The organism is Variovorax sp. LjRoot290, assembly GCF_964253985.1.
Taxonomy (GTDB): domain Bacteria; phylum Pseudomonadota; class Gammaproteobacteria; order Burkholderiales; family Burkholderiaceae_C; genus Variovorax.
On sequence record NZ_CAXURW020000002.1, the window covers coordinates 1,524,545 to 1,539,445 of the forward strand.

Annotated in this window: 17 protein-coding genes; 3 read left to right on the plus strand and 14 right to left on the minus strand. The window is 62.8% G+C overall.

Features of this window, described 5'->3' with window-relative positions; translation table 11 throughout:
- Positions 1-3 precede the first annotated feature (3 nt).
- Entirely contained in the window at positions 4-864 is an 861-nt protein-coding gene (locus ACSQ9A_RS36365; RefSeq protein WP_126840234.1) for a PEP/pyruvate-binding domain-containing protein, read from the plus strand.
- Between the two features lie 123 nt (positions 865-987).
- Here ACSQ9A_RS36365 and ACSQ9A_RS36370 read toward each other — a convergent pair whose 3' ends face one another.
- Both ACSQ9A_RS36370 and ACSQ9A_RS36375 read right to left on the minus strand, forming a co-directional pair.
- Complete coding sequence (locus ACSQ9A_RS36370; protein WP_436307566.1) at positions 988-1,305, minus strand: hypothetical protein; 318 nt, start codon at positions 1,303-1,305, stop codon at positions 988-990.
- Positions 1,306-1,533: 228 nt separating this feature from the next.
- A complete protein-coding gene (locus ACSQ9A_RS36375) occupies positions 1,534-2,214 on the minus strand; it encodes a redoxin domain-containing protein (RefSeq protein WP_436307567.1) in 681 nt (226 codons plus the stop codon).
- Positions 2,215-2,661: 447 nt separating this feature from the next.
- Between ACSQ9A_RS36375 and ACSQ9A_RS36380 the strand changes: the two genes are divergently transcribed.
- Positions 2,662-2,871, plus strand: coding sequence for a hypothetical protein (locus tag ACSQ9A_RS36380; protein ID WP_436307568.1), 210 nt, complete (start codon positions 2,662-2,664; stop codon positions 2,869-2,871).
- A gap of 322 nt (positions 2,872-3,193) precedes the next feature.
- On the opposite strand, the gene ACSQ9A_RS36385 is transcribed toward ACSQ9A_RS36380, so the two are convergent.
- The 12 genes from ACSQ9A_RS36385 to ACSQ9A_RS36440 form a co-directional block, all read right to left on the minus strand.
- The gene (locus ACSQ9A_RS36385) at positions 3,194-3,388 is read right to left on the minus strand and encodes a hypothetical protein (RefSeq protein WP_436307569.1); all 195 of its coding nucleotides are present in this window, start codon (positions 3,386-3,388) and stop codon (positions 3,194-3,196) included.
- Positions 3,389-4,696: 1,308 nt separating this feature from the next.
- Complete coding sequence (locus ACSQ9A_RS36390) at positions 4,697-5,092, minus strand: hypothetical protein (RefSeq protein WP_436307570.1); 396 nt, start codon at positions 5,090-5,092, stop codon at positions 4,697-4,699.
- Positions 5,093-5,332: 240 nt separating this feature from the next.
- Positions 5,333-5,812, minus strand: coding sequence for an SgcJ/EcaC family oxidoreductase (locus ACSQ9A_RS36395; protein WP_436307571.1), 480 nt, complete (start codon positions 5,810-5,812; stop codon positions 5,333-5,335).
- Between the two features lie 188 nt (positions 5,813-6,000).
- Positions 6,001-6,453 carry a hypothetical protein gene (locus ACSQ9A_RS36400; RefSeq protein WP_436307572.1) on the minus strand — a complete coding sequence of 151 codons (453 nt, stop codon included), beginning with the start codon at positions 6,451-6,453 and terminating at the stop codon, positions 6,001-6,003.
- A 149-nt stretch (positions 6,454-6,602) separates the two neighbouring features.
- On the minus strand, positions 6,603-7,700 hold the full coding sequence (locus ACSQ9A_RS36405; RefSeq protein ID WP_436307573.1) for an IS5 family transposase: 1,098 nt from the start codon (positions 7,698-7,700) through the stop codon (positions 6,603-6,605).
- A gap of 168 nt (positions 7,701-7,868) precedes the next feature.
- Positions 7,869-8,489: a 2-hydroxychromene-2-carboxylate isomerase gene (locus tag ACSQ9A_RS36410; protein WP_436307574.1), complete on the minus strand. Its 621-nt coding sequence runs from the start codon at positions 8,487-8,489 to the stop codon at positions 7,869-7,871.
- Entirely contained in the window at positions 8,486-9,481 is a 996-nt protein-coding gene (locus ACSQ9A_RS36415; RefSeq protein ID WP_436307575.1) for a Bug family tripartite tricarboxylate transporter substrate binding protein, read from the minus strand. Before ACSQ9A_RS36415 ends, ACSQ9A_RS36410 begins: the two co-directional genes overlap by 4 nt.
- Before the next feature lie 19 nt (positions 9,482-9,500).
- Positions 9,501-11,378, minus strand: a complete 1,878-nt coding sequence (locus ACSQ9A_RS36420; protein ID WP_436307576.1) for an AMP-binding protein — start codon at positions 11,376-11,378, stop codon at positions 9,501-9,503.
- 25 nt (positions 11,379-11,403) lie between these two features.
- On the minus strand, positions 11,404-12,246 hold the full coding sequence (locus ACSQ9A_RS36425; protein WP_436307577.1) for an SDR family oxidoreductase: 843 nt from the start codon (positions 12,244-12,246) through the stop codon (positions 11,404-11,406).
- Between the two features lie 10 nt (positions 12,247-12,256).
- Positions 12,257-13,567: a serine hydrolase domain-containing protein gene (locus tag ACSQ9A_RS36430; protein ID WP_436307578.1), complete on the minus strand. Its 1,311-nt coding sequence runs from the start codon at positions 13,565-13,567 to the stop codon at positions 12,257-12,259.
- 40 nt (positions 13,568-13,607) lie between these two features.
- Positions 13,608-14,288 carry a TetR/AcrR family transcriptional regulator gene (locus tag ACSQ9A_RS36435; RefSeq protein ID WP_436307579.1) on the minus strand — a complete coding sequence of 227 codons (681 nt, stop codon included), beginning with the start codon at positions 14,286-14,288 and terminating at the stop codon, positions 13,608-13,610.
- A 54-nt stretch (positions 14,289-14,342) separates the two neighbouring features.
- The gene (locus ACSQ9A_RS36440) at positions 14,343-14,633 is read right to left on the minus strand and encodes a hypothetical protein (RefSeq protein ID WP_436307788.1); all 291 of its coding nucleotides are present in this window, start codon (positions 14,631-14,633) and stop codon (positions 14,343-14,345) included.
- On the opposite strand from ACSQ9A_RS36440, the gene ACSQ9A_RS36445 reads away from it, so the two are divergent.
- Complete coding sequence (locus tag ACSQ9A_RS36445) at positions 14,517-14,858, plus strand: hypothetical protein (protein WP_436307580.1); 342 nt, start codon at positions 14,517-14,519, stop codon at positions 14,856-14,858. The two genes, ACSQ9A_RS36440 and ACSQ9A_RS36445, sit on opposite strands and share 117 nt — an antisense overlap.
- Positions 14,859-14,901: the final 43 nt, after the last annotated feature.

Here is a 14,901-nt window from a genome sequence, read left to right on the forward strand (position 1 = left end):
ACGATGAAACCGGCAGCACTTACCGAGGAGCTCGAGGAAAGCCTGTTTGGCGGCAAGGCCGCGCAGCTAGCCGCGGCCACGCGTGCGGGCCTGCCCGTTCCCGCGGGTGTCGCGCTTCCGTACGGGTTCGTGGATGCACTCGCTGCTGACGAACGCGACGCGAGGCAGCGGCTGGCTGCAGTCTTTCGCACGCTCGGCGCCCCGCTCGTGGCGCGCTCGTCCGCAGTGGGCGAGGACTCCGAGCAGGCGAGCTTCGCAGGACAGCACCTGACGCAGCTGAACCTGCGCTCCGAGCCCGAACTCGTTGACGCCGTGTCCGCCATCTGGCGCTCGGCGCGCTCGCCTTCAGCGTTCGCGTACCGCGAGCGCCTTCGGCTGCCCCGCGAGCCGAGAATGGCCGTCGTCGTACAGGAACTCGTCGATGCGGACTCCGCCGGCGTGCTCTTCAGCCGTAACCCCGTCAACGGGTCGGACGAGATCGTGATCGAGGCGGCCTGGGGGCTCGGGGAGTCGGTCGTTGCCGGTCTCGTCATCCCAGATCGGTTCCGCTTGAGGCGTGACGGTGCCGTCGCCGAGCGAATCGCGGGACTGAAGGACGTCGCCATACGCACCGACCCGGAAGGCGGCACAAGCAGCACACACGTTTCCGAGGGGCTCACCCGCGTGCTCTGCCTCGACGATGCACAGCTCGCCGCGCTTCATGCGCTCGCGCTCCGCTGCGACGAGGTGTTTGGCGGGAGCCACGACATCGAGTGGGCGTTCGCCGGCGGCCGGCTCTACCTCCTGCAGCGGCGAGCGCTCACGGCGATCCTAAGTCCAGCTGCAGGCGACCACACGGACGAGCACGTGCGCTTGCCTAACTAGCAGACCCGAAACGACCGGCCGCTGTTGGCCGGCAACGGAAGTCTAGGCTGCGCTTCCGAGAGCCACGACGTTGTCACGCCGGAACGGCCACAGTCCAAAAGGCGATGACGTCACGTCGACTGCTCAGCAGGCAAGATGGCCAAATATCACCTTGTCGCTCGGAAGCAGCGGATACGACATATCTTGTCTGATACATATCTCCTCTCCATCGCGGGTGACATGAATGTCCACAAGCACAAAAGTGGGGTCATCGCGCGACAGGTGGTACCGGAAGTATTTCGATGGGTCGTGCGGCACAACGTAGGCGCCTGTTCTCGCTTCAACCTGCTCAAGCATTTCAGCGATAGTGGTGCAGGGCAACATCAATCCCGGCTGTGCGACGAATGTATTCAAAGATTGGTCGAAGGCCAACATTTGGCCGCGAGGATGTACTTCAGGCATTTGAGTGGCTTGGACTTGGCAGTGGCAACCTCGAATTCTGCCTATCCAGCGAAGGGCTGCTCTTGGCCGACACCGGTATTCGGCGCTCGCATGTCACGTACAGCACCGGGCTCCCTTGCGGTCCATCGCCCTCGATCGCTCGACGGCATATGCAGCAAGCAACGGTTGCTGCATATGGCCAGAGGCTGCTTCCTGGCAGCAAAACGGCGGCGGGTGATCCGCCGTAGGTCAACATCCAAGGCTGCCAGCGGCGGCAATGATCTCCGCCGCATTCGGGAAGATGGAGAGGCTGTTCGGCCCGTCGGGCGCCTCGATCTGCACCCAGCCGACGACGCCGGCCGCATCGACCAGGAAGTGTCCGACGAGCTGAGTGCCGTGGTTCGCGACGATCGCCTTGTCGGCTTCTTCAAGCTCGAAGCCGTCCTTGGTGTTGAGTGCGGCGAGGGCTTCCAACGGCTGTAACGGCTCCGGCAGCTCACCGGTAGGGTTGATGCGCGACGCGACGAATTCCGCCATGCTTGCCTGATAGGGCCATTCGGGCTGCTCAAGGCTGCCATCCGGCAGGAACTCGCCACGCGGCACGCCGAAGGCCCGGTGCGTGACGCATTCCGGGTCGCACAGAAGCGTGACCGGCGTCGGCCGGTGGCGGAAATACAGGCGGGCGTTGTCCAGGGGCGTGTTGATCACTGCCACGGTCTCTACGCCGGCCGCATGCAAGGCCGGCTGTACGCCTGCAAGCTGAAGCACCTGGCGCCGGCAGAACGGGCAATGCAGCCCGCGATAGAAGCCAATCAGGAACGGGCGACCACGCAAGCTGTCGAGGGAGACCATTCCTTCGAGGTTGGCCGCCGGAAGCGCGAACGCCGGCGCAAGTTCTCCCGGTCGCAGCGGGCGTCTCTGGTCTCCCATGGAATACCTCCTTTGGGTGTTGTTGTCGTCGAGTTGAACGACGGATTTCGACCGTATCACCTGTCGAAGGAAGGCACAACGCTCAACGTCGAGTGTCGCGTCCGCCTCTTGGATAGCGTGCCGATGCCCGATCCTGGCGACCATCGTCCGTTTCGATTGCGGGACGCGCCCTGCCCAACCTTGGTGGTGGTCTCCCAACAGGGCGCGATCACGATGCCCGTTTTTCTCATCGAATCAACCACTTGCGCGCGCCGCCGTCAAAGTTGAGCCTTAATCTTGATGGGATCTCGGTCTAACTATGAACGAACTCAGCCGGATGCAGGGAAGCGCGTCGCGCAGGCGTACAGTTGCGTATAAGCATGTCGATTCGGTGCGTGTCTTGGCTACTGATGGCGGCGTTACCCCGCCCATCGCGGTATGCACCAATGCTTTCACCGGAGTGTGCCCATGAGCGAAAGATCCGCAATCGACGAAGCACGCTTTTCGCAAGCCGTGCAGCTCGTTGCCGCAGCCGTGTCCGCCAATTCGCTGAGCAGCGATCGGAGCTTTGATGCGCCCACTCACCAAGACGTCATTCGAGTGGCGCTGATTCGCGCCTACCAGACGCTTTGGGACGCCCGTGACGAGATTGAGGGTCATGTGCGCAGTCCGGATTGACCTGGTCCTACGCCTGTGGCGGCCGCAAAGGGGTACGGGGGAATTGAGCGACCTTGGGCTATTCAGACGCCCCTCGGATCCTTGTAGCTCATCGCGGACCGGTTCACTCGCCTCGCTGTCAGCTGTCAATATCGCTGCACAGCGTCTCATCAAGGATGGGCACCTGCCCATTGAGTAGCCGCGTTCGGGCCGCTTGCACTGCGGCCTTGTGAACAACCTCCACCACGCTGCGTCCGCTTAGATAGTCGGCGACCAAGGCCTCAGCGGAGAGCGCCTTCGCTGGTCCCTGAGCCAGATCCCCCGACGGGGCCGGTGTCTGTGATCAATCGGCGTCTTCCGGTGCAAACGCCAGCTCAAGCTCGTCGAGGGCCTTGCGGGCGAGGCGCAGCGCTTCCACGACCTGTTCGGGCGTCGCCGGCGACATGTGCGGGGCCGCGTGCAGTGCGTTCTTAAGGCGCTCGCAAGCGGCCTCCCACATCACGATCCCGCGCCGCCGCGCCATGTTCAGTTCCGTCATCCGACGTTCCATTCCCGGCAAGGCCGAGAGCGACCAGTGTGCGCGCTCTAGGGACGTTCGTCGCTCGGCGCGCGATGCGCCCCCACTCGCATATCCGCCAGGGACTTCAAACTGCTCAAGGGCTTCAGCCACTCAGAGACCGCCTTCACGGGTGGCATCGCCCGCAAGCGCTCGTCGAGACACAGTTCCGCCGCTGCGTCGTCGAGCTGATCAGGGTCCACGGTGCGCCACTGGCGATGCAAGGCGTGTTGGCGCCGACCTCTAGCAGCCTTGGCAATCCAAGCTCCACCGTTTGGCGCGTCGCGTGGTCTTGACTGATGGCTGTTAGCGGGGTGAGGATCCGCCCCGGGCGGTGATTCCGTGGGGATCATGAATGGTTAGCCGGCCAGGTAGCTGCCGGTGGTGACCGACCGCTGATGGCCGCATTCTGCCCGTCGGCTCGGACACGAACCACATGTACCCGATGAAGCTTCCGACTGCGACGACAAGCGGCCTGCACTATTTTGTGAAATAGAACGGCCCCGTACGCGACGAGTCCGGCTAGAACGGCCATGAAAACCTTGAAAGGGCGGCTTGCGGGCTTGTGAGCGCCAGCGTCCTCAAGAAACTGTTGCCAAAGACTGTCGGGAATTCTCATGAATGTGCCGCGTCTCATTGACCGGCCGGTATTGGCCCGCATTCTGTCGCAACGCCGCTGGCATCAAGCGGCCGCAAGGTCCGCAACTTCGTTCGCGACCCAAACGGGCTCACCGGTATCCTGAAGGCGGCAACGACGGCGTGCCCCAGGCCGCTCATCGTCGCCCCCAGGACAAAGGCATCACCAGCACCCGTTTGGCGCCGAGATCCTCCGTGAAAATTCTTGCCTGACGTACCACTTCATGCGCCGGCTCGGGTCCTAAATAAAACTTGAACTGTGAATGGGATTGCTCGTTCGATGAGCACCGCAATGAAAGCCAAGCAGAATGCGGCTCCGGCGAGATGCTCAGTCGGTTATCCACAGGGTCATGCACCGGCCAAGGGGAAAACAAGTTCTTGACTTTCGTGTTTTGGTGCAGTGCACAATGCCCTTTCCACATTGGAAGCAGCACGTTTTATGTGCGTCGGGCCCATGCAGTGCAGCACGCCATGTTGGTGCGTCGCCTGCCATCTTTTCCACAGCGAGATGCGAGCGGCAACTCACCTGCTTCGGGCCGTCTGGACGAAAAAAACGCGAAGCTGGTGATGGCTACTCTGGAAGAAGGAGCAAGCCACATCGAGAGGTCGCCCTAGAGCGTCGCCTTTGCGGCCGCATTCTGCCTTGGCAGTCGGCTACCCAATCGCAGGCTTGGGGCTGACCAGGATGGGCTGATAGAACGCGTCGTCAAGCCGCTTCACGCTCTCGAAGCCAGCCTTGCGCATCAACTCGCAAAGCCGTGCGACCGAAACTGCGTAGTACCTTGAACGCATCGCGTGGGTCTTCACCTGGCCGGTGGCCAGTCCATCTTCAACAACGAAGAAGGACAGGTCGTAGTGGTCGCCATCGAAATCCCAGACTTGGAACAGCACGTAGCGCTTGTCGTCTTCGACCCGCGCTCCGTAGTGCTTGACTAGGTTCGTGCCGCGCGCTTCCTCGTCATAGTCCCTGACACTGATGATGCATCCGCCGCCAGGGCGCAAACACGCGACGAACTGCCGAAACGCAAGTAGCAGGTCGTCGTCGGTCAACAGGTGCGGAACCGAGTTGTCACACGAAATGTGCCAAATTCGGACGGTCGCCAGCGGGCCCTAAGCGGTCAGACGCGAGGACTACGCTCCATGACGGCATGCGCCCAAAGCGAAGTGGCTGGAACCAAAATCCGGTGATGAAGACAGGCAGGACCTTCCGGGGTCAATCGCTTCGCGATTCAACGCCGGCTTGGCCAGGGCATGTCCGCTCGATGGATAGACCCCACCGGTGGTGGTAATTTACTTCTCCGGCATGGCCGAAGAATGGTGGCTGGTGATTAGCCATTGACTACCGTCCCACTTGTAGGTGTACGTGTACCGCGCCTTGACGACAGCTCCCGTCTTGGCGAACGTGAAGGTATATAGGCCAGCATCCACTGCCGTGGTGCAACCTATCTCTATTGTTCTGAAGTCAATGCGGCCGAACGGCTTGTTTTCAAGAAAGTGTTCAAAGTAGTCTTCCTTTTGCGCCGCATTGAGACGCGGTGTGTTGGAAACGGTGGGAAGCAGGACAGATTTCTCCGCATAATTTGCAACCACCTTGTGCGCGTCGCCAGTTTGCAAAGACTGGTTCCAGCGGTCAAACAGCGCGGCAACTTCCCGCTCGCTGGTTGCCTTGCAGACTTCGGTTCGCGTAGATGTGGAACCCGGTGGATTTGAGGCGCATCCTGCAAGCACGGCGCCCGCGGCCAAAAGCGAAAATACGACAGCTTTCTTCACGGGTGCTCCTTTTCGGTCTGGGAACTCGGCTGTAGGCGAAGTAGAGGGTTTAACGAATATATACATATACCGCAAACGGGTGAGTCGGTAAGGCGGCACACGCGGGCCAGCGACCGAGCCCGGTTGATGCATCCCGAGCACGAGCCAGAGGCTCTGTGAGCTTACCGGTCAACCCCGTACAGAGAAACTCAGGCAATTGCCAATGACAGGCCGGGCCTCTCATCGTCCCAGGCCATTGCGCTCATCTTCCACCCTGTGGGCGTCAGAATGAACTGGGTCGAAATCATCCCACGCGCCGTGAAAGAGCGTCCATTCATGGTTCCAGACTTCGAGTACGCGCTGAAGCGGTGCGCGATATTGCCAAAGATTTGCGTTACCTCGGAAAGCTCTTCTTCTAGGAACCTCGTCAGTTCGCCCTTGCGGATCATGGTCTCCCTTGGCTCGATGAATTCCTGAACAGTAGAGATTTCAGGCGTGGCTCCCACGTTCTTGATGAGCAAACCGGACTTGATGAAGAGCGACCGGATGCGCTCATAGGCTGGTGGGCTGCTGGCGGGTTCAAACGACACAGCGCCGAAGAACTCGGAAGTCAGACGGTCGAGTTCGGTCTTCACAGACACGGTGGTTTGCTGATTGCCCATGGCGCCCTCCTAGCAGGCTGCTGAAGTACCAGGCACGCCGAAGGCGCCCAGCGCACTGAAGACGGCATTCTTGTGATTTCGGCGTCCCAAGTCCGCTGCCATCCCTGTTTCCCCCGTTTTGAGGCGCGTTTGGGGCTCTCACTGGCCCGCTACGCGGCCAACGGACGGACTTCTGCCAAGGTCCGCATGCGCACCAAGTTGTAGGCGGCCATCGTCAGCACGAACAACTGGTCGACTTTCTTGATGCCGCGCACCATCACCTGCCGGATGGGGCCGACGAACTTGGCCCAGCCGAAGCCCTGCTCGATGAGCTTTCGCTTGCGCTGCGAGATCGCATAGCCCTCGCTCCGGGCGATCTCGTCGGCCACCGCCGAACGACGCCCCGCTTTGTTCTGCGCCACATGCGGCGTGACGTTCATGCGATGCAGCGCCTCGATGAACTCGGCCGCGTCATAGCCCTTGTCGGCACCAAGCGTGACCTCGGTATCCGCTCTCGCGGTGGCTTGACGTGCGTCCCTGATCATGACCTTGGCCGCTTCACGTTCGGCAAAGCCGTCGGCCTGCGTGACCATGGCGTTGACGACCAGGCCGTGACGGTTGTCGGTGAGCGTGTGCCCCATGTAGCGCAACTCGCTGGCAGTCTTGCCCTTGCGGTACAGCCTCGAATCGGGATCGGTCTTCGACTCGTGCGTTTCGTTGCTGCGTCGCTGCCCCTTGAAGTCCCCGCCGCTGCCGGCATCGTCGTCACCGCCCTTGCTAACGAAGCTCTTGTGTCCTGCCCAGGCCTGGATCAGCGTGCCATCGACGCTGAAGTGCTCTCCCGACAACCAATCCTTGTTCTCCGCCGTCTCCAGCACTTCGTTGAAGAAGGCGACCACCGCGTCGTGCTCAATCAGGCGCTGGCGGTTCTTGCTGAACACCGTCGGCACCCACACCGCGTCGTCCATCGCCAGGCCGATGAACCAGCGAAACAGCATGTTGTATTGCGTCTGCTCCATGAGCTGGCGCTCCGAGCGGATGCTGAACAGAATCTGCAACAGCATCGCGCGAAGCAGCTTCTCCGGCGCGATGCTCGGGCGGCCGCCCTTGATGTCGGCCTCGTACATCCGAGAGAACAACTCGTCCATCTTGGCCAGCGCCTCATTGACCATCACCCGGATGCGGCGCAGCGGATGGTCGGCGGGAACGAAGTCGTCCAGCCGTCTCATCGTGAACAAACCTTCGGTGAATGTGTCAGGGCCGCGCATCGCAGGGGGTTTCGTGGGTCTGCAAGGACAACGCCCCAGGCCCACTTTCGGGGGACTTTCGAATGAGGTATTTCAGCAGCCTGCTAGAGGAGCTAGATTCTGCGCTGCTCGTCGACAACAGGCCAGCGGGTCAGGTTTGCGAACGCCCGCGACCGTGAGTCTGCTTGATCACCATCCGCCAGCGGCGAGCCACTCTTCGACAACCGGCAATTTTTCCAAACCGAAGAACGGCTCTCCATCCACGATGAAGTAGGGCGAACCAAACACGCCGCGTTGGATCGAGTCATCGACATTGCGCCGAAGGAGCTCAGCCGGAGTTCCCTCGGCGCGAGCCGCCTCGAAGGCGGGCCACGACAGCCCGGCCTTTCTTACACACACGCTCAGCACGCTGTCCTCCGAGATGTCGAGACAGCGCACGAAGTAGCTGCTAAAGATGAATCCGGCGAGCCGTTTGGCAGCTGCCGGATCGATTCCCTTTGCCCAGGCGAAGGCGCGTCCAGCCTCCACAGGGCGGGACGTTGGAGACGTGCTGGGGCGTTCGAATGCAACTTGATGCTGCCTGGCATAGCGTTTGGCATCGTTGATGACATATGGACCCTTCAGCGGAAGCTCGACGATGGGCGGCAGACCCATCACCTTGAGCACACTCACGCCCACCAGCATCGATGTCCACTCCACCTCGCGGCCATAACGTCGGGCCAGATCGTCGATTCGAAGGCTTGCGAAGTAGCCGAAGGGGGAAATGAAGTCGAAGTAGAACTGGATCGGCGTTGCGGTTCGCGCCGTCATTTAGCTTCCAGCTTGATCGATCTGGCGAGTCGCCGGAGCTTCTCGGTGTCGTCGCCATAGAACTTCGCTGCTTGCTGCAGCGTCAGGCCGGGCTCGGGAACGCTGGTGCCGTTCTCAGCCGAGAACTTGAGGTACTCCGGGGTGCGAATCGCATCATTGACGGCGGCGTTCACCTTCTTTGCCGCCTCGGCGGGCAACGTGGCAGGGCCGAACAGGCCCAACCAGACGGTGTGGTGCAAGCCCTTCATCTGCCGGGACTCGTCCACCGACGCGACTTGTGGGAGCTGGGGATTTCGCTTGGGGCCCGTCAGCGCGATGGGCTTCACCCGGCCTGAATTGATGAGGCCCACGGTCTGTCCGGCCACGGGCAAAAAGGCGAGGTCGACCTGATTGCCGATCAGATCGGTGACGACGGGTCCCATACCCCGGTAGGGGACGTGCAGCAGTTTCCCGCCGCTGCGATCCTTCAGGTCCTCTCCGATCAGGTGGTAGATCGACCCGTCCCCGAAGGAGGCGTAGCTCAATTCCATGCTGGATGCGGCGCGCATGTGCGCCACGAGGTCATCCAGGCTGTTCAAGGCCAACCCCGGGCGCCCCACGATGACGAATTCGGCTTGGCCCATGTAGCCCAGCAGGCGCAGGTCTTCAGGCTTGTATCGCGCCGACTGGATGGCAAGCGGTGCCAGCACCGTGTCGCTCGCGGTACCGAGGAACAGGACGTGCCCTTCAGGCGCCGCATTCGGCATCTTCTGCACGCCGATGGAACCACCGGCACCCGGCACGTTCTCGACGATGACGGTCTGTCGCCACGACTTCTGAAGGTGCGGTATCGCGACCCGGGCGGTGACGTCCGTCGCGCCGCCGGCGGGAAAGCCGACCACGACGGAAATGGTGCGCGAGGGAAACGCCGGGCTCTGGGCCCGAACGCTTCCGAAAGGCAAAAGCGTAGCTGCGACGGCCGCTGCGGCGGTCCGCCTGTTGACGGGTTTCAAGGTGATCTCCTGGTTGCGATCAGGACGGGCTTGCCTGGGAGCTTGCCCACTCGAGGGTGAGCAGATAGCCCTTCAAGTCGGCAGCGATGCGCTGACGGGTTTCGTGGGAGGAGTCCTCCTCGGCGGCTGCCAACTCGATGCACACGACCAGGCCGCGGCCGGGTTCCTCGCGCACCGTCAGGGCTGCGATCGATTCACCCTGGAGCACCTCCAGCAAGTGCTGCCGTGTGCAGTCCTGCCGCAGTGCGGGCTTGTAGATCTTTCCCACGGCGGTCATGGGCAGTTGCTCCAGGACGAAGAGCCGCCGCGGGAGCGCGGGCGGTTCATTGATGGTGGCCTTGGCGAAAGCCAGCAGTTCGTCCTCGGTGACGACAGTCCCTTGCCGCAGGGTGACATAGGCCACCGGCACTTCGCCCGCGTAGGCGTCCAGCATGCCCACCGCGCCCGCATCGGCCACTGCGGGGTGCCGCATCAGGCACTCTTCGATGACAGCCGGGTCGATGTTGTGGCCGCCGCGGATGATCAGATCCTTAGCCCGTCCCGTGATGAACACACGACCGGTGGCGTCGACGTACCCCACGTCTCCGGTGATGAGCCAGCCGTCCTCGGTAAAGAGGCTGGCGGATTGCCCGGCGTCCTTGTAGCCGGGCGTCACGTTGGGCCCGCGAACCACGAGCATGCCCGCCTCACCCGGCATGCAGGAGCGGCTCGAGGCGCTTGTTCCAGCCAGCGCGCGCGCCTCGACTTCGCAGAACGGTATGGGGCACCCCGCGGACCCCATGACCCGCGCGCGGGACACCGGGTCGACGCAGATCACGCCACCGGCTTCGGTCATGCCATAGACCTCACGCATGGGCTTGCCCGTGAGCAGCTCCATCTGCTCGGCGACACTGCGAGGAAGCAAGGAGGCACCGCAGATGTTGATGCGCACGCGGCTCAAGTCCGCGCCTTTCGGATCGACCTTCACCACGGCCGAGAGCGCTGTGGGTACACCGCCGACGATGGTCGTTCCGGTGCGCTCCACGATGCGCCAGAAGTTGGCGACGATCTGGGGGTTGCGAAATCCGGCTGGCGAGAGGATCACCATCTCCGCGCCGGCAACGAACATGGCCAGGCTGCAAAAGATCGCGGATGCCACATGGAACATCGGCAAGCCATTGACGATCACGTCGTCGGTGCAAGCGCCTACCGCCCAGGCGCCTCCGTAGGCAGCGGCAAGCTGGTTGCGATGGGTATGAATGACCAGCTTCGGTGCGCCGGTCGTTCCGCCCGTATGGAAATAGGCGGCGACATCGTCTGGCTCGGGCAGGTCAGAAAATGCCAGTTGCCGCGAGTTCGACCGCAGCAGATCCGCCAGCAGATGAACGTCGGCGCCGCCGGCGGCTTTCTCACCTCCCACCTGGATCAGGGCGCCGATCGCCGGCACCAGCGCTCTTACCCGCTCGGCCTTGTCCCAGATCTCGGTGCCCGGCAGAGGTCCCAGTGCCACCAGCGCCTTGACACCGGCTGCCCGGCAAAGGCTGGCGATCTCCTCGGCCTTCAGCAGCGGGTTGAGCGGCAAGGCCGACGCAGCCGTCGCCGCGCCCCACAGCACGAACTGCGTTTCGACCAGCGACGGCAGCATATAGGCCACCACGTCGCCCCGCCGCAAGCCGAGAGACCGGAAGGCATTCGCCGTCCGCGCGATCCCCTCCACCAGTTCCGTATAACTGACCTTTCGCGGCAGGGCTTCAGGTTCCGTGCCGAGGAAGGTGATGGCTGTCTTGTCGACGCAGCAGCGCTTTTGCGTGCGCTCGATCGCATCGAACGCGTTCGTAGCCTGAATCCAGTCTTCGAAGCGCGTTCCAGAGCCGGGTGTATCGATGGTCGGCAAGGCGACGCCGGAGGTGCTGTTCATGCTGGTCTCCTTTCTTGTGCAGATTTCAGGCGGCGGCGCGGCCGGCCTGCGCGACTGAATCCTTCAGCATCCGTCCGAACTCCAGGGAGCCGACAGCGGAGAAGCCGCCATCGATCGGAATCACCACGCCATTGATGTAGCGCCCGGATTCGCTGGCCAGGTACAGCGCCATGTCGGCGATCTCCTGCTTGGATGCGCCACGTCCGGACGGAATGGACTGCAGCAGCCTGGCCCAGCTTTCCTGGCCCTGCGGCGCGAGCCGGACCATGCCTTCGGTATCGGCCACCGGGCCCGGCGCTATGCCCACGCATCGGATTCCATCCTCGGCCCACTCCACCGCCAGTGAGCGAATCAACATGTCGATGCCGGCCTTGGCGGCGCACACATGGGCCTGGGCGTAGGTGGGCATGCTGGACTGGACGGCGGAAATGGCCAGCACCAGGGCGGATGGCTTGCGAAGGAAATCGTAGGCGGCGCGTAGCGTATTGAAAGTCCCGACCAGATCGGTGTCAATGACGGCACGAAAGCCGTTGGAACTCATCCCCGTCGCCGGCGCGACGAAATTTCCGGCGGCGCCGGCGACCACGATGTCGATCGGGCCAAACGCCGCGTGCGCCTGCTCGACGGCGTTTCGTAACGCCTCATAGCTGCGCACATCCGCGGACAGCCCGATCGCATGCCCGCCGACAGCCCCGATCTCGGCAGCGGCATCGCGCGCCTTTTCCTCGCTGCGGCCAACGATCGTCACTGACGCACCGGCAAGCGCGTAGGTGATCGCGATCTGGCGGTTGATGCCGCTGCCGCCGCCCGTGATGAACACGGCCTTGTTGCGCAGGAGGCCGGGTTGGAAGGTGTGGTGGGTGCTCATGGCGTTCCTCTCACTGCGCGCGCAGCGCGGCAGCGATGGCGGCGAACGCCCGCCGGTCGAGGTTGTGCGTGAAGCCGGTATCCCCATTGGGGTGGGAAGAGAGCTTGACGATGACCAGCTCGGCCGCCGGGTTGATGTGCATGTGCTGCCCGTTCAATCCCTTCATCTCGAAGGTGCCGTCGCGGTCGTGGGGAATCCACCACTGGTTGTGGTACGAGTAGCCGAAGCGCGTCGCCTGGCCGCTGGCCTTGAACTTCTCGATGTCGGCGCCCTTGCGGATTTCCGCGATGACGCTTTCCGCGATGACCTGCTGCCCGTCGGAACGGCCCGCCGTGCGCAGCGTCTCGCCCACCCGCCCAAGGTCTCGCAGCGTTGCGCTGAAGCCCACGCTGGTGATCTGCGTGCCGATCGGGTCGACCCAGACGTACGCGTCATCCTGGGCGCCGATGCGCGACCAGAGGCGCTCGGACAGGAGCGCGGAATAGCTCTTGCCCGTGACGCGCTGCAGGAGCCAGCCCATGACCTCGGTGTCGACGGTCTTGTATTTGAATCCCGCGCCATGCTCACCATCCTTCTTGAGGGTCACCAGCAGGTCGGGGATGGTGCGGGGCCCGCTGTAAGCGAGAGGCACAGGCAACAGTCCGGCGGCATGCAGGTACTGGAAGATGCCGGAGCTCGGGTCGCGGAAGTTTTCCTGGTACGCAACGCCAGTGGTCATGTCGAGCGTCTGCTGTACGGTGGCATCCGCCCACGCGCTGTCTTTCAGCTCGGGCAGGTACTTCGTGACCAGGGCGTTGGGATCGATCACCCCCTCCTTGATCAGCATCGTTGAGAGCAAGCCGGTAAACGACTTGCTCATGGACCAGAGCGAATGCGGCTGGTGGGCGGCCATGCCGGAGTAGTGCTTCTGGTAGACGATCGCGCCCTTGTGCAGCACGAGAAGGCCATCGGTGTAGGTGCTGCGCTGCCAGTCGGCCAGGGTGGTCTTGCCGCCCTTGTCGTCCTCGAACTTCAGCGCGCCGATATCCTGTTGGGCCTCACGCACGATGGACGGCTTCTCGTCGCCACGCCAGACCTGCACCGTCGGACCGAGTTCTCGCATGTGGTGGAACGCCCAGCGGCCATTGGGGAATTTCAGGACCGTGGACAGCCTGACGGTTTTGTCGGGCGCCGGCGGGAATCCTTTCATGAGTTCCAGCTTCACGGGATCGGTGGCCTCTGGCGGTGGAGGCTGCGGAGCCTGCGCCAGGGAGGCCGAGGCACTGAGGATGAGAGCAACCGCGACGGCAACGGCGCGATGCGGTTTCGATGGGTTCTGCATGATGGTCCTTGCGAGGTGGGATTGGGGTTGGGGTTGGGGTTCAGGGGATTTTTCTTGCCGCTTTGCGAGCGGGGGCGGGGCTGATGCGTTCCAGGGCGCTTGTGCCGCGGCTGCCGGCCATCCCCTGTTGGAGGGCACCGCGCACCAGGGCCGACATGGTCCTTTCGTGGAGTTGCCGCAGTTCGGTGTCGTCGGCCACGATGCCCGAGAGCCTCAGCATCACGAGGCCGTGTGCGGACGCCCACAGCATCTGCCCCAGGGCTTGCGTTTCGCCGCGCAGGATGCCCTTGTCGATCAGTGGGGCCACGTATGCCACCATGCTGCGGCGCGCCCGCGCCAAAGCCTCTGTCAGCTCCGCATTGCCGGTCACGGCGGCTTGGCTGACGTCGAACATCATTCGGTAGGCGTCCGGGTTCTCCAGGGCAAAACCCAGGTAGGCCTGGCCGACGTTGCGTGCGCTCTTGCGCGGGTCCGGGCTCGAGCGCGTCGCTTCTTCGATGACTTCGCAGAACCGGTTGAATGCAGCGGCTCGCACAGCCGCAAGGATTTCTTCCTTGTTCTTGAAGTAGCGGTAGGCGGTGGTAGGACTCCAGGCAAGCTCCGCGGCAATCTGCCGCATCGTGACGCCCTCGACGCCATGACGCGCGAACAGCACCTCGGCAACGCGGCAGACATCGGCACGGAACTGAGCTACCTCTTCGTCGGTCAGTACAGGTCGCATTTCATTTACACCGTTAAATAAACAGTGTTAAATGTACTTTGCTTGCGTTCGTTGTCAATGCTTTTTTGGGCGGATCGCTGAAAAGGCCAGTAGGGACAGGGCACAACGCCCCCACGCGGCAACGGCCGGTACCGACTTCTGAAGACCGATCGCTCGATCTGGACGTCGTGTGCCGCCCGTATTGAGAAAGAGATCGAACAGCTCTCTGGTCTCGCGCAGCGTGAGGGGGTGCACACCGCCGCACTCGCAATCGATGCCCGCAATTGGCAATGGATGAAGCTTGTAGCGTGGGAGCACGCAGTTCCGATTGACCAGGTTGTCACCGAGAAGTACGAGATCCTGCATGTGTCCACGCCCGGCGGGCCGGGTTTGGTAGGGAGCACCGCCTACGCACAGGTGTGCCGAATTTTCAGAGCACCTCTGCGGCCTTGGCAACGCGTGGCGTTTGCCGGCATGCCATCGCGTTCGTGCCCATGGCATTGGCGGCTACCGCGATCTTGTTCTTCTCACGCGGGCGCTTGTGGCAGCCGTGAGCCAAATGGATCTGGCGGCAGAATGGCGTGCTCATAGACTCGCCCTGCTTGCGGCCACAAGCATCGATGATCGGGCGGGT

Excerpts from the sequence above, each read along its gene's own strand:
- ACSQ9A_RS36365 (WP_126840234.1), top strand. The coding sequence starts at position 4 with ATGAAACCGGCAGCACTTACCGAGGAGCTCGAGGAAAGCCTGTTTGGC.
- ACSQ9A_RS36370 (WP_436307566.1), bottom strand. The coding sequence starts at position 1,305 with ATGCCTGAAGTACATCCTCGCGGCCAAATGTTGGCCTTCGACCAATCT.
- ACSQ9A_RS36375 (WP_436307567.1), bottom strand. The coding sequence starts at position 2,214 with ATGGGAGACCAGAGACGCCCGCTGCGACCGGGAGAACTTGCGCCGGCG.
- ACSQ9A_RS36380 (WP_436307568.1), top strand. The coding sequence starts at position 2,662 with ATGAGCGAAAGATCCGCAATCGACGAAGCACGCTTTTCGCAAGCCGTG.
- ACSQ9A_RS36385 (WP_436307569.1), bottom strand. The coding sequence starts at position 3,388 with ATGACGGAACTGAACATGGCGCGGCGGCGCGGGATCGTGATGTGGGAG.
- ACSQ9A_RS36400 (WP_436307572.1), bottom strand. The coding sequence starts at position 6,453 with ATGGGCAATCAGCAAACCACCGTGTCTGTGAAGACCGAACTCGACCGT.
- ACSQ9A_RS36405 (WP_436307573.1), bottom strand. The coding sequence starts at position 7,700 with ATGCGCGGCCCTGACACATTCACCGAAGGTTTGTTCACGATGAGACGG.
- ACSQ9A_RS36410 (WP_436307574.1), bottom strand. The coding sequence starts at position 8,489 with ATGACGGCGCGAACCGCAACGCCGATCCAGTTCTACTTCGACTTCATT.
- ACSQ9A_RS36420 (WP_436307576.1), bottom strand. The coding sequence starts at position 11,378 with ATGAACAGCACCTCCGGCGTCGCCTTGCCGACCATCGATACACCCGGC.
- ACSQ9A_RS36425 (WP_436307577.1), bottom strand. The coding sequence starts at position 12,246 with ATGAGCACCCACCACACCTTCCAACCCGGCCTCCTGCGCAACAAGGCC.
- ACSQ9A_RS36430 (WP_436307578.1), bottom strand. The coding sequence starts at position 13,567 with ATGCAGAACCCATCGAAACCGCATCGCGCCGTTGCCGTCGCGGTTGCT.
- ACSQ9A_RS36435 (WP_436307579.1), bottom strand. The coding sequence starts at position 14,288 with ATGCGACCTGTACTGACCGACGAAGAGGTAGCTCAGTTCCGTGCCGAT.
- ACSQ9A_RS36440 (WP_436307788.1), bottom strand. The coding sequence starts at position 14,633 with ATGCAGGATCTCGTACTTCTCGGTGACAACCTGGTCAATCGGAACTGC.